Annotated in this window: 11 protein-coding genes and 1 tRNA gene; 4 read left to right on the top strand and 8 right to left on the bottom strand. The window is 53.2% G+C overall.

Going from position 1 to position 15,668, the window contains the following annotated elements:
• Positions 1-112 precede the first annotated feature (112 nt).
• Genes EGT74_RS08895 through EGT74_RS08885 form a run of 3 tightly spaced genes read right to left on the bottom strand, consistent with a single transcriptional unit; the run spans position 113 to position 3,471 of the window.
• A complete protein-coding gene (locus tag EGT74_RS08895) occupies positions 113-1,069 on the bottom strand; it encodes a carotenoid biosynthesis protein (protein ID WP_123846155.1) in 957 nt (318 codons plus the stop codon).
• Positions 1,070-1,079: 10 nt separating this feature from the next.
• Complete coding sequence (locus EGT74_RS08890; protein WP_123846154.1) at positions 1,080-2,381, bottom strand: MFS transporter; 1,302 nt, start codon at positions 2,379-2,381, stop codon at positions 1,080-1,082.
• Between the two features lie 19 nt (positions 2,382-2,400).
• Complete coding sequence (locus EGT74_RS08885; protein ID WP_158618068.1) at positions 2,401-3,471, bottom strand: winged helix DNA-binding domain-containing protein; 1,071 nt, start codon at positions 3,469-3,471, stop codon at positions 2,401-2,403.
• Positions 3,472-3,558: 87 nt separating this feature from the next.
• Here EGT74_RS08885 and EGT74_RS08880 point away from each other — a divergent pair, with 87 nt between their 5' ends.
• Positions 3,559-4,791 (top strand): hypothetical protein, encoded by a 1,233-nt coding sequence (locus tag EGT74_RS08880; RefSeq protein WP_123846152.1) that lies wholly within the window; start codon positions 3,559-3,561, stop codon positions 4,789-4,791.
• A 98-nt stretch (positions 4,792-4,889) separates the two neighbouring features.
• Here EGT74_RS08880 and EGT74_RS08875 read toward each other — a convergent pair whose 3' ends face one another.
• From EGT74_RS08875 to EGT74_RS08860, 4 genes are read right to left on the bottom strand one after another with little or no spacing between them, the layout of a single operon-like run.
• Positions 4,890-6,290, bottom strand: a complete 1,401-nt coding sequence (locus EGT74_RS08875; protein ID WP_123846151.1) for a Gfo/Idh/MocA family protein — start codon at positions 6,288-6,290, stop codon at positions 4,890-4,892.
• A gap of 24 nt (positions 6,291-6,314) precedes the next feature.
• Positions 6,315-7,070, bottom strand: a complete 756-nt coding sequence (locus EGT74_RS08870) for an SDR family NAD(P)-dependent oxidoreductase (protein WP_123846150.1) — start codon at positions 7,068-7,070, stop codon at positions 6,315-6,317.
• Between the two features lie 4 nt (positions 7,071-7,074).
• Positions 7,075-8,439, bottom strand: coding sequence for a putative oxidoreductase C-terminal domain-containing protein (locus EGT74_RS08865; protein WP_123846149.1), 1,365 nt, complete (start codon positions 8,437-8,439; stop codon positions 7,075-7,077).
• A gap of 13 nt (positions 8,440-8,452) precedes the next feature.
• Entirely contained in the window at positions 8,453-9,187 is a 735-nt protein-coding gene (locus tag EGT74_RS08860; RefSeq protein ID WP_220392829.1) for a ThuA domain-containing protein, read from the bottom strand.
• 315 nt (positions 9,188-9,502) lie between these two features.
• Here EGT74_RS08860 and EGT74_RS08855 point away from each other — a divergent pair, with 315 nt between their 5' ends.
• The 3 genes from EGT74_RS08855 to EGT74_RS08845 all read left to right on the top strand — a co-directional run bounded on the left by EGT74_RS08855 (position 9,503) and on the right by EGT74_RS08845 (position 15,373).
• Positions 9,503-10,504 (top strand): LacI family DNA-binding transcriptional regulator, encoded by a 1,002-nt coding sequence (locus EGT74_RS08855; RefSeq protein ID WP_220392828.1) that lies wholly within the window; start codon positions 9,503-9,505, stop codon positions 10,502-10,504.
• Positions 10,505-10,844: 340 nt separating this feature from the next.
• Positions 10,845-13,877: a SusC/RagA family TonB-linked outer membrane protein gene (locus EGT74_RS08850; RefSeq protein WP_123846147.1), complete on the top strand. Its 3,033-nt coding sequence runs from the start codon at positions 10,845-10,847 to the stop codon at positions 13,875-13,877.
• Between the two features lie 11 nt (positions 13,878-13,888).
• Positions 13,889-15,373 (top strand): RagB/SusD family nutrient uptake outer membrane protein, encoded by a 1,485-nt coding sequence (locus EGT74_RS08845; RefSeq protein ID WP_123846146.1) that lies wholly within the window; start codon positions 13,889-13,891, stop codon positions 15,371-15,373.
• A 185-nt stretch (positions 15,374-15,558) separates the two neighbouring features.
• Here EGT74_RS08845 and EGT74_RS08840 read toward each other — a convergent pair.
• A tRNA-Phe gene (locus EGT74_RS08840) sits at positions 15,559-15,631 on the bottom strand.
• Between the last annotated feature and the right edge of the window lie 37 nt (positions 15,632-15,668).

The raw sequence follows: 15,668 nt of genomic DNA, 5'->3' as shown, positions 1-15,668 counted from the left end.
GGGCTTCAAAGGCATTTCAGTTGTGAACCCATACATGTAAATCAACTGAACACGGCAAACATAATAGCACTGCAGTTTGACGTAGTTATCCACATCCCGGTATCCCAACCTCTTATGAAACCCTTACCAGGCGCGGCCGTTGATGCAGATACCGGTACAGTAGCCAGTGTATCACGATGCCAGCCGTAAAATTAGCGACGCTCCAGAAAGTCATCCAGCCGTTTTCTTTGTAAAAACCCGCTCCGAAAAACCAGCAGATGAAGTACACGTGGAACCATGCAGGCACCAGCCAGGTTACAATTGGTAAGCGGGTGCCAATGAGGAGGTTTCTTTTCCGGAAACCCAGGATAGCCATTGCCGCGAAAATTATCAGCAGCGTCACAAAACGGTGGGCACTGGTGATGCCGAATTGTTTCAGCCAGTCGGCCAGCGGAAATAAAGAAACGAACAGCGCCACCTGCGACAGCAGGATAGATAACAGCGGCGTGGAAATTCGCCAGACGTAGAGTCGCTTCCATGGCGACTTTTCAAGCAATCTTGCAAACACCGAATAATAAAAAACAACGAGCAGCCAGCCGTAAAAGTTGCCATATGGCACGCCAAACCACTGGCCGGTCAGTGAAAATTCAATGCCTGCGCGGTGTTCCCAGTCCCAATGCCACATGTGCAGGCGGTAGGCGACTACATCCATACTGAGATCGATGTTGATGGCCAGCAAAGTATCGATCGCGGCGGCGGCCCAAACCGGTAGTCCGAACGAATCCGTTATCAGCCTCGCCGTGTACATGATGACCGCCCAGCCCATGCCGATGCACAGGGGAATGTCGTTCGGCGCTGTACCGAACATCACCCAAAACTTGCCATACACGTAACCCCCGCTGGAAGCCACGTTCACGTATTCGAGCAATAACCCGAAACCCAGCCCGCCAAGCAGGTAGGCCATACTGCCGGCGCCCTTTTTCCAGGCGTGCATGCAGCAGAGCACGAATAAAACATACATGCACAGCTCTGTCAGCGGATAACAGAAAGCAGGAGGATAATCATATGGCATTCCGCGGAATGGAGGCATCGCTGAGTTTTTATAATTGTTCTTTGTCCATGTAGGAATTCGCACGACTGTCTTTCGCAAACACGTACACCAGCAGGGAAATAAAGATACACCCGGTTACATACCAGTAATAATAAGATTCGTGGCCGATATTTTTAAAATAAAGGGCAAGGTATTCTGCTGTTCCGCCAAAAATGGCCACGGTTAAGGCATACGGCAATCCCACGCCCAGTGCGCGCACTTCCGCGGGGAACAACTCTGCTTTCACCACCGCATTGATAGAAGTGTAGCCACTCACGATCACGAGCGCGCAGAGAATGAGATAAAAAGCCGCCCACACCGAACCCGCCTGGCCGATGGCACTGAGAAGGGGCACGGTAAACAGGGTACCCATCACGCCAAACCAGATCAGCAGCGGCTTCCGACCTATTTTATCGCTCAGCCATCCAAACATTGGCTGGATAGCGGCGTAGATCAGCATCAGGAAAAATGTGATGACGGTGGAATCTTCTTTTGACAGTTTCACCGTATTGACGAGGAACTTTTGCATGTACGTGGTGTACGTATAGAAAGCGATGGTACCGCCCAAAGTGAGGCCCACAACGGTTAACACGGCATAAGGATGTTTTTTCAGCAACACCTTCACCGAGCCGCGTTCTTTTGTTTTGCCTTCAAGTGCTACGGACTCGTGCATGTTGGTGCGGAGATAAAGCGCCACCAGTGCGAGTATAGCACCAATTACAAATGGAATACGCCAGCCCCATTCACTCAGCTCTGCCTGCGTAAGGAATATTTTCTGCAGCGATAACTGTATGCCCAGTGCCAGCAGCTGCCCGCCGATCATGGTTACGTATTGAAAGCTGGAAAAGAACCCCCGTTTGTCGGACGAAGCCACTTCACTGAGATAAGTAGCGGACGTACCGTATTCGCCGCCGATGCTCAGGCCCTGTAAAAGCCTCGCCAGCAGGAGCAAAACGGGCGCCGCCAAACCGATGCTGTTGTACGTTGGGGTGCAGGCGATGATCATCGAGCCGAACGACATGAGCAGCACGGATAATGTAAGCGCATCTTTCCGGCCGCGCTTGTCGGCAATGCTGCCGAACAGCCACCCTCCTATCGGCCGCATCAGGAAACCCACTGCGAAAATGGCGGCAGTATTCAGCAATTGTACTGTGCTGTTACTTTTTGGGAAAAAGGCAGGAGCGAAATAAAGTGCAAAAGCAGAATAGGCATACCAGTCGTACCACTCCACCAGGTTACCTACGGAACCGGTAAAGATGGCTTTCAGGCGCCATGCCGTAGTGGCATGTTGCGGAAGCGGGTTTGTGGTCATGAAATCAAAAATAAAAAAATTATATCCATTCCACAGGCAGGCCCATGAACCGGGAGAAATCCTTAGAGCGCTTCGTCATGGCTTTTTTCTGTGTGTCGCTGAAACTGGTGAATGGGATGGCTTCCAGTTGCAACGTATTCTTTTTCACAGTCCGTTTCCAGTTGCCCTTTATTTTTCCGTTGTTGACCACGATGGGTTGCAGGATGCCGTTCGGCGGAGTGAGTTTTTTCAATTCGGCTTCCCTTGCGAGCAGGCTTCTGTCTGCATAACCGGTGTAATATTCGTCGAAGCCCGGCAACAGTAACATTCCGGGAGTGGATGGCGGTGAGGCCGTAACCGGTTTCATCCAATACTCCTTACCGCCGGCTGTTATTTTTTCCACCTCGTTTCCCAGCGCCAGTATCGCTGCTTTGGCGGCTGTCAGTGTTTCCCCGCACCAGTAGGCAAAATCCTGCACCGTAGCCGGGCCGTGACCGCTGAGGTAACGCAGCGCCAGCGTGGATAACGTTTCCTCATTGTTTGCCTTTTTATCCACCGGCAGCCACTCGTCCAGCAGGGCGTACGTGAATTCTTTACCACGGCGCGGCGCGCAGCAGATCACCAGGTCCGTGCCTGCCCGGGAAATGAAGCTGTTCATGCGATGGCCGGACGTATCTATTTTCTTCTTTTCAAGTGCGGCTTTCAGTTCGTCGCGCGACAACTGTTTGCCGCCTTCGAGTGTTTTACGGATGACGTCGTGGCTTTTTCTGATCTGTGTTTCATCGAGGCCGTAGCTTTTAAATACCGACGCGAATGCCGAAATCATTCGCGGCTGGATGAGGCGGCCTATCCACCGTACGTCTTCCGGCGCGATGAAATGAATCGTACCGCGAAGGCTCGAAATCCGGATGATTTCTTTGGCGGCGAGGGCGTCGTCTACTGCTTCATCCGTCAGCCCGGGCACCCGCAAGCCGATGGACCATTTGGTGCCTGCATAGTCCTGTCCTTGCATGGCGCACAGTTGCAAAACCGCCTCCCTGGCTGTTTTGGCGGGAGAATGGGAGATGAATTGATTTAAAAGCCGGAGGGCGATGATTTCTTTGGCTGTCATAACATCGGTTTTCATGGCAGAGCCGATGTCCAAATTAAATGTTTATTTTACAGATAGATGCGGAAACTCCTGATATTACTTTTTTTGTTGCCCGGAATAACCCCAGCCGTTATTGCCCAAACAGACCCATGGACCGGCACATGGCGTGCGGAAAACAAACCCAACGGCGGACGTGTGTCCATTGTGATGGAACTGCGGATAGGCACGCCGGCACAAGGCGTTTTGTTCCCTGCCCAGATAAAACTGCAATACGGGAAATTTTCCGGAACGTACGAAGTACTGCTGGCCAAAAAGACGGATACGCAACTCGGCCTCGGCCGTGGGAAATATCCCATCGAACAGTCGCCTTTCAAACTGGGCATCTGGATGCTTTACCTCAACGGCACACTGGATTATAAGAACGGCGAGCTTTCGTTGCGTCGCGTGTGGATAGACAAAGGCGATATTTTTATGCGCGGCCTGTATGAGGATGACGAAATCTGGGTAAGCACCAAAGTTGACCTCCGCGATTTTCTGTATCGCCAGTCCATCACATTCAGGAAGATCAACAACACTCCCTGGACGCATCCGGACACCCGGCGGATCATCGATCCCGACCCCGACAGGGACAGTGTGTATTTTGGGTTGTACCAACGTATCCGGTCAAATAGTAAATCGGTGGAGATACAGGTGGAAGACCAGGAAAAATATGACCGCGATACCGTGACCCTGCTCCACAACGGCCGCGTCATTTTCAGTAAAACAGAAATCAACAACAGCAACCGCCGGCAGGTGGTCGAGCTGGATTCGGGCAGGAACATTTTCACCATTTTCGCCGACAACTATGGTGGCCTGCCGCCCAATACAGGCGAACTCCTGATAAAAATAGACGGCGAGGATTACCATTTAAACTTCACCGCCCGCCCGAATGTGTATGCCACTTTCCTCGCGGCGGACATCTATTACAACGCTGCCCAGGGAAAAAATCTTACCGGCCGCGCGTCCGAAAGAACCACTACTCCCTTGGCCACGCTTGAAGTAGATACGGCAAATGTAACGCTGGAGTTGTGGGATGGACAGGTGGAAGATGGCGATAGTATTTCGCTGCGCCTCAACGGAGAGTGGATAACCACGGGGTTCCCGGTGAAAAACAAGTTGCAGAAAATTCCGGTGAGATTGCGGCCAGGTGAAAACTCGCTGCTTTTCATGGCTGATAACCTGGGAAGCATACCGCCGAACACGTCGGAATTGCGCATCCGTTACGGCACAAAAACAAAAACGGTCGGGCTGAGCACGGATTTTAAAAAGAACAACGAGATAAAACTGATACTGAAAGAATAATCCATCATACGGAAAAGGGACTGACCAGCAATGTGGTCGGCCCCTTTTTATTCACAACAATTGAGCGCTAACGGGAAAAATGCCGGATGCAAAAAACATCACGCCAGCACATACGGCCAGCGTTGCGGCCGGGTGAGCATGGTGTTGGCTTCGTCGTCGTTTTTGAAAACTTCTTTCACCGGGTCCCAGAACAATTTACGTTTCAGCTTCATCCCTGCATGGTTCAGCAGGCAAACCGTACAGGCACGGTGTCCCACCTCAATGGGCGTGATGGGCGGCCTGCGGGAAATGATCGATTCGAGCCAGTTGCCATGATGGTCTTTACTGTCGATCAGCTGGATTTCATTTTCACCGATTACGGACGTGAGAATTTTCGGGTCGCTGGCGTCGAGCGCTTTCGAGTTTTTCGCTTTAGCGTTGGGATCGTTGGCGGTAGCGGAATAATTGCCGCGCGATACGAATATCCATCCTTCCGACCCGACGAATTTCACGCCGTTGGGATAGCTGTCGCTGGCCAGTACCTTCACGCCATTGGCATAAATGTTCTCGGATTTGAAGGGGCCGTGCACGTCCCACAGGTTGCCGGCCGGTGGAAACTCCGCGCTGGCGGTAATTTCGATCGGGCCGGTGTATTCGGTTCCCATCCCCCAGTTAACGATATCGAAGTGATGGGCGCCCCAGCCCGTGATCATGCCCGCACCGAACTGTTCGCAGCGCAGCCAGCCCGGTCTTGAAAAATCGTTGGTAGGGTGCACGCGTTTTAACGTGTAAGGCACGTACGGCGTTTCGCCCAGCCATTTTTCATAGTTGAGTCCTGCCGGGATGGGCATCTCCTGCTCCACAGTGCTTTGTGAAGGATCGTCGATGGGCAGGCCCACATAGATCGTATGCAGTTTGCCGATGCGCCCGTTGCGCACCAGCTCGCAGGCCCTTTTGAATTGCGGCATCGACCGTTGCTGGCTGCCGATTTGCAGTATGCGGCCGGATTTGTGGACCTCATTGCTGAGGAAGCGCCCTTCCGCGATCGTCAGCGAGGCCGGTTTTTGCATGTACACGTCTTTCCCTGCCCGTACGGCCTGAACTGCGGGCAGCACGTGCCAGTGATCGGGGGTGCTGATGATCACCGCATCGATATCCTTATTGTTCAACAGTTCCTGGTAATCCTCATACATCTTTACATCCTGCGCCTGCGATTTTTTCGCGTAATAATCCTGCACCAGTTTCTGCGCGGACTGGAGGCGGTTCTTGTCCAGGTCGCACACTGCCAGGATCCTGGCAGTGTCGTGTTTCCAGACGCCCGGCATATCGTGCTCGCGCGAAATACGGCCGTTGCCGATAGCGCCCACATTGATCCGGTTGCTCGGGGCCATAGGGCCTTTCACCACATGCGCCGGTACAATGGTGGGGATATTGATCAGCGCCAGCGAACCAACGGCGCCTTTGAGCGAATTTTTGAGGAATTTTCTGCGCGAAGATTCCTTACCAGTTTTCTTATTCATGTGGAATATGATTTTAAATGTTCATTAAAACCCGATGGCATTACCGCCGTCTACCGGCAACACTACGCCCGTAATATACTTGGCGGCGCGCGAGCTCAGGAATACGGCCGCCAGCCCAACGTCTTCCGGCTTGCCTAAATGCTGCATAGGTGTGCGGGATAGCACCCTGTTTTTCCTTTCGGGATCGTTGTTGAGCGCTTTGGCCGACATTTCCGTTTCAATAAATCCGGGCGCGATGCAGTTAATGCGGATGCCCAATGGCGACCATTCCACCGCCAGCGCTTTGGTAATGCCCTCTACCCCTGACTTGGCGGCTGTATAAGCCACCACTTTCGGAATGCCGTATTGGGAGGCCATGGAGCTGATCAGCAAAATGTTGCCCTTTCCGCGCGGCGCCATCCGGTTGGCCACTTCCCGGCTCAGGGCAAATACCGCCTGCAGGTTTACCTGCAGGATGTTCTGAAATTCAGCATCCGTCACCTCCAATGCAGGTTTTTTCAGATTGATGCCGGCATTATTTACGAGTATATCAACAGCGCCAAATTCCTGTTCAATGTTTTCAACAAACGCACCCAACCCCTCCAGAACGGACAGGTCACAAACCTTGTAAAACGCATTTTCCCCCAGCTGCGCAACTGCGGCCTGCAGCACGGCTTCGCGGCGGCCGGCGATCACCACGCGTGCACCGGCATTGACGAAGGCCTGCGCGATGGCGAGCCCGATGCCGGAACCGCCGCCCGTTACCAGGGCCAGGCTTCCTTTTAAAGTAAATTCACTCATGTGTTTATTTTTCTTTGGCAACGGCCAGGCCGGCTGTTGTAACATAGTACTTGGCCAGTATGTTTTTTATTTCCCATTCCGGCACCTTCCCTTCCTTCAGGAATTGCAGGTACCGCTGCATCACATCGGCAAAATGGGCCTCATGGCCAGTTTTCAGGGTGTCGGGTATCACCACCTTCCAGCGGCCGCCTTTATTTTCAAGGCTGATGCCCGGGTACTTGCCGGATAACTGCTGAACAACTGCCTGCAGATTTTGCGTATAGGCGGTTTCATTGGTTTTCGGTTCGATGTACAACTCCGGTTTCCAGTTTTCTTCTTTGCCCTGGTTGATCACCAGGCTGGCTTTGGTACCACGTACGATCGCATAATGGCTGTCGCCGCCGCCTTCGGGCGCCTGGTAGTTCCATAGCGCGGTTGCGCGGACGTGAACGCCTTTGAGCGAATAAAAAATGGAGCCATTGGCGGGCACATCGAGGATGGAATCCTGTTTCACAAAACCCTTCAGAAATGTGGGGAACGCCGTTTCGCCGGTGATGGCGGAAAACTGGGAAAGGGTCAGGGGCGTCCGCCACTTCTCGCCTTTTGAAATGTGGATATCCTGGCGGTAATCGATGACGGTCGTGTCGAAACAAATCCACTGCGCGAGGTCTACCAGGTGCGTGTTCACGTCCACGATGGCATCTCCCTGTTGTGAAGGATCAAAAAACCAGGAGGGCCGCTTCAGGGTTTTGCCCGAAACGGATTTATAGAAATGATGGATGCTTTCGATTTCCACGGCCGGCGCCTCGGGGGTACCTTTTTCCAGCTCGCCGAAAACACTGGCCTGGTGCAACAGTTCTTTCTGCAGCTTGTTCGTGATTTCAGAGCGTTCGGTCATGATGTCGTACACCAGCACTTTCTTTTCCGCGGCTGCCGGAAAAATCTGTTCCAGCTTTTTAAACCCTTCTTCCGAAATCACCATCGGCTTGTCGGCCAGCACGTGCATGCCCGCGTTCACCGCGGCGCTGATGTAATCCGTTTTCTGCTGGTTGTTGCCGGCCAGCACCACCACACTGCCTTTCTGTTGTTCCGTCATTTTTTGCAGGAAGTCCGAGCCGGTGTATACCTCTTCCTTCCAGTGCGTCGGGTTTTCGGACCGGGTGTTATATTGCTCAATCAGGCTCAGGTGGGCTTTCAGTTCGGGACCATCGGCCGCAAACACTTTCACCACGCTGTCGATGCCGGGGTACATGGACTTTTGCACCAGCGCCGCGTGGAAGTGGCCGGGCGCCAGGGTGATCAGATGTACCATGTTGTTGTCTTCTTTGGGCTGGCTGGTGTTGCAGGCCATTGTGGTGAGGGCTGCCGCCAGTACATAAGTATATTTCATTCGTTCAGTAATTTCAGTAACGTACGGGCGTATCGGGCGTGCTGGCGTAGGCGCGCGACAGGTTGCGGCCCTGCGTCTGACTCACCACCCAATGCAGGCCCTGGTAAAGGTGCTGCAGGTAGGTGGGCTCCTGGTAGTCTTTTTTGTCGTGGCCGAAAGTGGTGTACCATATATGGCCCCCGTCAAAATGCTGGTACCATACGGCGGGGTAATTGTTACCGAAGGAGCCTACATTTTTAACCAGTACCGAATCCGCCGGTTTGACTTTCAGGCTGCTCACGTCGTGGGCGATGAGGGTTTTGATGCCCGGGTACATCTCTTTGGAAAAATAGCATTCGTCTTCCCGTATCCATTCTTTCGGCACACCCTGCATCGAAGGGTGCGCTGGGTCGATCACCACCACTTTAAACGGCTGGAACTTCGCGTGCCAGGAAAAGGTGCCTCCCAGCATCATTTTGAACCAGGTCCATTTGCGTTCCGTGCCGATGGCGGAATGTACGCCCATGAAGCCGCCGCCAGACTGAATGTAGCGCATAAAAGCCACTTTCTGGGCATCGGTATCGAATACGTCGTTGTTGGTGCTCGTAAAAACAAGGGCATCGTATTTTTTCAGGTTGTCGTCAGAAAATACGGCAGGGTTGTCCGATACGTCTACTGCAAAACCGTGTTCCTGTCCCATTTTCTGAAAAGCCGCGGAAGCAAAGGGAATATTGTCGTGCACGTAGCCTTTCCCGTTTTTGGTATACACAAGCACATGCGTTTTTTTCCAGTTAACGGTTCCGGAAGTCACTTTCCCCGTGGTGCGGCAGGCAGAAAAACCGGCAAGCCCCGCGAGAATCAAAAAAAATAGAAAAGGTCTGGCAAAACTGGTGCTCATCATAAATTTTAATTAAGAGTGGAATTAGTTTGACATCATCTGCAGATGTTTAAAAGTACTTAACAACCACATGCAAAGCAACCCATGCCGCTTCCCGCGCGGGAAAGGGCTTTTATTACAACGATACCGGAATCGTTTGCATTAAATATATTACATTTAATAGCAGGAAAATTTAACAAATCATCAGTGGAGCACCGCAAAAACGCCGTCACGATAAAAGATATAGCGCAGCAGCTGAAAATGGCGCCCTCCACGGTATCGCGGGCGCTGCGGGGCAGCCGTGACATTAACCCGGCCACCCGCCTGTTGGTGCAGCAGGTAGCGGAAGAACTGCGGTACACCCCCAATCCCATCGCCCTTTCCCTGAAAGAAAAACGCAGCAAAATCATCGGTGTGATCGTGCCGGAGATCGCCAACAACTTCTGTGCGGCCACAATCGGCGGCATCGAGGATTATGCCTACCGGAAGGGATATCATGTGGTGATTTTCCAGAGTCATGAAGAATACGAGCGGGAAGTACAGAATGTGCGGCTGTTGACGCTGCGGCGGATCGACGGCCTCATCATTTCGCTGGCCAACAACACCCGGCAGTTCGGCCACCTGGAAGGCCTTCCCGCGCCCGTGGTGATGTTCGACCGGGTGCACGATGGGATTGCAGGCCCGAGGGTGGTTGTCGACGACTGTGCCGGCGCCTTCAACGGGGTAACGCATCTCCTTTCGCAGGGCTGCCGCAACATCGCCATTCTTTCGATGGCACCGTGGCTCTCCACTTCGCAAAAGCGTCTGCAGGGTTACCGTGACGCACTGGCTGCTCATGGGATTCCTGTGAACGAGGATCTGATCGTACAATCCTGCGAAACGGAGCAGGCCATACAGCAATTGTTCGACGGTACGGTGCGGCCCGATGCCCTGTTTTTTTCGATGGAACGCCTGGCGTTGATGAGCCTGCGGGTGCTGAAACGATTAGGTCTTCGTATTCCGGAAGATGTAGCCGTTGCAGGATTTTCAGATAACCCGGCCAGCGACCTCTTCTCTCCCGCCCTCACTACCATCCGTCAACCCACATTTGAAATCGGCCAGCGGGCGGCGGAGCTGCTGATCGATCAGATAGAAGGCACTGCCGTAGGCGCCGAAACCGTTCAGTTATCCACCATCCTCGATATCCGGTCCAGTAGTTTGAAAAAATAATATTAACCGCAGTTCCGTGGCACTTCGATGTTACAACTTCCAATGCCATGAATGCTGCCGCGAATTTCAATCGAAAAGTAATTGAGTCGCCGCTCCTTCCAGCGAAATGTGTTTATCAGATGATTTGTTACCCAGGTAAAGGTCGATTTTAATATAAAAAGCCCACCTCCCGCAAGAAAAGTATGCGGCAATTTTATTCCCCCGATAACGCGCTATTTGGAATAATTATCGTAGATTAATGTTTGATTGCAATCGATTGTATTTCCTGACAAAATACCGGCTTTAAGGCCCATAAGAACTGTATAGCGTAATAATTGATTTTCCACTAAAATGAAAACGTATGCAAAAGGCGAACTACCTGTTTGTGTTGATTGCATTGCTACTAACCCAGGCAGCGTACTCACAAAACAAACGCATTTCAGGCAAGGTGACCTCCGAACAAAACACCCCTATACCCGGAGCCACCGTTCAGATCAAAAACACCAAAATTGCCACCGCCTCCGCGGACGACGGCACCTTTTCCCTCCAGTCGCCCAACGACCGGGTCACGCTGGTGATTTCCTCCATTGGTTTCAGCACAAAGGAAACCGAAGCAACCGCAGGGTCACCTATTGCTGTACAATTGAAAGAAGACGCGAAAAGCCTCAGTGATGTGGTCGTAGTAGGGTACGGTTCGGTTCGGAAAATGGACCTGACCGGTTCGGTCACGTCCCTCAAATCCGCCCAGCTGCAGGAAATACCGGCAGTCAGCATCGAGCAGGCGATTTCCGGGCGCATGGCCGGGGTACAGGTGCAGCAAACATCAGGGCAGCCGGGTGCAGGCATCAGCGTGCGGATCAGAGGGGTCTCGTCCATCGCCGGGGGCAATGAGCCCTTGTATGTGATCGACGGGCTGCCGCAGTTCAATGACGATGTGCGCGGTGCCAACGGCCTTTCCACCATTAACCCTTCAGACATCGAATCGATAGAAGTACTGAAGGACGCGGCGGCTACCGCCATCTACGGTTCCCGCGGCGCCAATGGCGTGGTGATGGTCACCACCAAATCCGGTAAGGCCGGCCAGGCACGGGTAACCTTCGAAAGTTCATTGGGCTTCCAGAGCCTGCGCAGGAAACTGGATATGATGAACAGCACCGAGTATGTTGATTTTGCAAAAAAGTACTACACCAACTCCGGCCTGAATACACCGGCCGACCTGGCGAACTTCACTCCGTCGGTCAGCACGGACTGGCAGGATGAAGTGTTCCGCACCGCGCTGGTATCGAACAGTTCGCTGAATGTATCCGGTGGAACGGAGCGCACCCGTTACTTCGTTTCCGCGGGGTACACGGATCAACAGGGCATCGTTGATAACAGCGACTACAAACGGGCTTCCGTGCGGCTGAACCTCGACAGTAAAATCAGCGACCGCTTCAGCCTGCAAACACGGCTGATGGCCTCCCGTTCGATGCAGGACGGGTTCTCCCCGGCTGTAGGCGACAACACCCGCAACTTTGGTAAATCCGGGATCGGTTCCGTGTTGCGCTCCGTTACGACCGTAGGCATTAAAAATCCGGATGGCACTTATACGGATACGTCTCCCTTTTCCTTTAACGGCATCGACGTGGAAAACCCGGTTGCCGTAGCGCTTGAAGTACTCGACCGCAACACCACCACCCGTATACAGGGCGGCCTCGATTTTAAGGCGGTGCTCGCAAAAGGGCTGACCAATACCACCCGCGTTTCCGGGGACTTTTATCACATCCGCCGCGATCTCTATTTCCCGCGCATTTTGCCCAGTATGGGCAACGGCATCGGTGTGGCGGAGCTGGGGGAATATGACAAGACCTCTGCCCTGGTGGAGGATTACCTCGAATACCGGTACGATTTTTCACCGAATACATATTTGGAGGCGATCGCCGGGGTATCGTATCAGAAAGAAAGATTGAATACAGTAGACATTTCCGCTTCCGGCTTCGGCACCGACGAATTAAAAAGTTACAATCTCAGCTCCGCCAATTCCGTGAGCAAACCGGTGACCGACATCGTAGAAAGCACGCTGCTGTCGGCTTTCGGACGGGTGCGTTTTAACCTGCACAACCGGTACCTGTTCGCGGTGAGCCTGCGCAGAGACGGCGCGTCGGTATTTGCGGAAAACAACAAATATGGGGTATTCCCTTCTGTTTCCGCCGGCTGGCGCATTTCGGAGGAGGCATTTCTGAAAAGCGTGGAGTGGGTATCGAACCTCAAACTGCGCGCCAGCTGGGGCAAAGCAGGCAACCCGGCCATCAGGCCCTACCAGTCGCTCTACCTTGGCCGTACCGTCAACACCGCACAGGGCGCCGGAACCGGGCTGGCGGTGGGTCTTTCCCCCACCTTCCCCAACCCGAACCTGAAGTGGGAAACCACGACACAAACCGACATCGGGGTGGATTTCGGCGTGATCAACGAAAGATACCGGCTGACGTTTGACTACTACATCAAAAAAACGACGGATCTGCTGGCGCTGGTGCAGCTGCCCCCTTCATCCGGTGTTAGCGCCGGCATCGGCACGGGCCCCGATCAGATCATCGATAACGTTGGCGAAGTGGAGAACAAAGGATGGGAGCTTTCGCTCGGCGCAAATATTGTGAATAACAGCGACTGGTCTGTCAACGTGGATGTGAACCTGTCCGCTAACAAAAACAAGGTGACCAAAACGAAAGGCAACAAGGATATTCCCGCGATATCCGGGGGTAACGATGCTTCGGGCTCCAATAGCGTCATCCGTGTGGGACAGCCGCTATCTGCCTTCTTCGGCCCCCGCTTTGTGGGGCTCGATAAAGACGGTGTGCCCATCCACGAAAATCTCAACGGCGACAAGGATTCACAAGGGCGGGATGTAATCAATGCGCTGGATAACCAGATTATCGGTAGCCCCTATCCGGATTTGTACTACGGCATCAATCCCACTATCCGGTATAAACGGTTCACGCTGTCATCGATATGGGCCGGTGTGAGCGGGGCCACCATCAATAACGCCGGGCTGTTCGACCTGACAAACCCTTCGCCGGCTAACCAGTACAACAAAATGAAAGCCGCCGCCGAACTGTATCCCCGGCCCAGCCAGATCGCGGCCAATGCGCATTTGCGGTCGTCGCGCTTCATGGAAGACGCATCGTTTTTCCGACTGCGCAACGTGCGGCTCGATTATAACATCAACCTGCGGGGCAATAAAACGATCAGGAACTTCAATGTATATGCAAGCGGTCAAAACCTGCTCACCTTTACGGATTATTCCGGCTACGACCCGGAAGTGAACACATTCTCGGGTAATGACCGCCGGCAGGGAGTTGACCTCGGGGCCTATCCCGCCTCAAAAACCGTTACACTTGGTTTCAGTATCACATTCTAAAATGAAGAGTCATGCAACGCAAACATATTTTTACCTTTTTCATCACACTGGCGCTTATTTCCACCATACACTCCGCCTGTGATAAACTGCTGGAAGAAAAACCGAAAGCCACGGCCCAGCTCGACAAACTGGATGCGAGCACGCTGGAGCAATTGACGACCGGCGCATACGAACCATGGACGCGCAGCCGCGGCCGCCTCTGGGAATCTACCGTGGGCCTGGGTTTTGAGCTGATGGCCGAATATGCCGACGGAGGTGCAACGCAGCAGGGATGGAGCAACTACACGAACCTGTTGAACAGCCCTACGGCGATGAACCAGCCCTGGACCACGCTGTACGAGGCCATTGGCCGCGCCAATGCACTACTGGCAGGCCTCGACGCGAACACGACGCTACCTGCCAACCTGAAACAGAAGGCTTACGGGGAGATGTATTTTATCCGGGCAGTAAGTTACTTTTTTGCCGTGCGTACTTTCGGAAAGGTGCCTCTTCGCCTGAAACCTATCCCCAATGTAGATGACGTAGCGCTTCCCCTTTCAGAAGTGCCTGCTATTTACCAGCAGATTATTGCCGATCTCAAATTCGCTGAAACCGCTCTTCCCGCCAAAACCGACGCACCCGGCCGTGCTACTGCCGGTGCCGCCAAAACCGCATTGGCTGATGTGTATCTCACCATGGGCGATTATCAGAACGCGTATGCGAAAGCAAAAGAAGTGCTGGATAAAAAAGCGGATTACGGCTATGATCTCGAAGCTGATTTCTCCACCATTTTTTCGCCCACGCTGGCCACTAACCGCGAAGATGTTTTTTCCCTGAAGTTCTCGCAGGTGCTCGACAGGGGCGCATTCCTGGCTTCTTACTGGGCTGATGCCCAGGCGAAAAAGGCCGGCTTCTCCGTGAGAGGCAACAAATTCGGGGGAATCATTTCCGCGGCCCCGCTGATCAAAAACTGGGATAACAACGATCTCCGCAAAAAATGGAGCCTTTATACCACCTACATCATCGACGGGCAGGTAAAAAATGCGGAAGTGGAATCGGGCAGTTATGATATGAGAATGGGCAAGTACCGCGACCCTAATGCGCCGATCGATACCGGCAACGGCAATGATTTTTATTTCTGGCGTTATGCCGATGTGCTGCTGATACTGGCCGAAGCGGAGAATATACTCAACGGCCCTACCCCCGCTGCATACGGATATATTAACCAGATCAGGCGGCGGGCATACGGGCTCAGTATTGCCACACCCAGCCCGATAGCTGATCTGCCGGCCGGCCTGACGAAAACGGTTTTCCATGATATGGTGATCAGGGAAAGGGGATACGAATTTATCGGCGAATGCAAACGCTGGTTCGACCTGGTGCGCACGGGGAAGGCCGCAGCCGAAATAGCGGCTGTGCGTGCGGTGATACCCAATCCCAACAGGAAACCGGTACCGGCGAAATGGTTGTTCCCTATTCCAGACGTGGAAATTCAGAATAACCCGGCATTAAAATAATTGACAGGGCCGCGCGTAATGCGCGGCTTTTTTATTTCGTAAGAATCATTTTCTTTTTCCGTAGCAGAAAGGAATGAGGCGGGCTTCCACAGGCCGAAAGCAGGAAAGTCGAAAAGGAGGAATTCCCGCACCCTGAGCGGGTAAGGGCATAAAAAAAGAGGTCACTTTTGATGACCTCTTTTTCGTGGTGTGGGCCGGGATCGAACCGGCGACACAAGGATTTTCAGTCCTTTGCTCTACCAACTGAGCTACCGCACCAAGTACCCCTTTTTCGTAAGGGGACTGCAAAAGTAAG

It is taken from the genome of Chitinophaga lutea, from assembly GCF_003813775.1.
GTDB classification, from domain to species: Bacteria; Bacteroidota; Bacteroidia; order Chitinophagales; family Chitinophagaceae; genus Chitinophaga; species Chitinophaga lutea.
Note: the sequence above shows the minus strand (reverse complement) of the source record. Positions and strands in the feature narration are given on the sequence as shown.

Coding starts and splice junctions, on each gene's coding strand:
- EGT74_RS08895 (WP_123846155.1), bottom strand. CDS start 1,069: ATGCCTCCATTCCGCGGAATGCCATATGATTATCCTCCTGCTTTCTGT.
- EGT74_RS08870 (WP_123846150.1), bottom strand. CDS start 7,070: ATGAGTGAATTTACTTTAAAAGGAAGCCTGGCCCTGGTAACGGGCGGC.
- EGT74_RS08850 (WP_123846147.1), top strand. CDS start 10,845: ATGCAAAAGGCGAACTACCTGTTTGTGTTGATTGCATTGCTACTAACC.
- EGT74_RS08885 (WP_158618068.1), bottom strand. CDS start 3,471: ATGACAGCCAAAGAAATCATCGCCCTCCGGCTTTTAAATCAATTCATC.
- EGT74_RS08865 (WP_123846149.1), bottom strand. CDS start 8,439: ATGAAATATACTTATGTACTGGCGGCAGCCCTCACCACAATGGCCTGC.
- EGT74_RS08890 (WP_123846154.1), bottom strand. CDS start 2,381: ATGACCACAAACCCGCTTCCGCAACATGCCACTACGGCATGGCGCCTG.
- EGT74_RS08845 (WP_123846146.1), top strand. CDS start 13,889: ATGCAACGCAAACATATTTTTACCTTTTTCATCACACTGGCGCTTATT.
- EGT74_RS08875 (WP_123846151.1), bottom strand. CDS start 6,290: ATGAATAAGAAAACTGGTAAGGAATCTTCGCGCAGAAAATTCCTCAAA.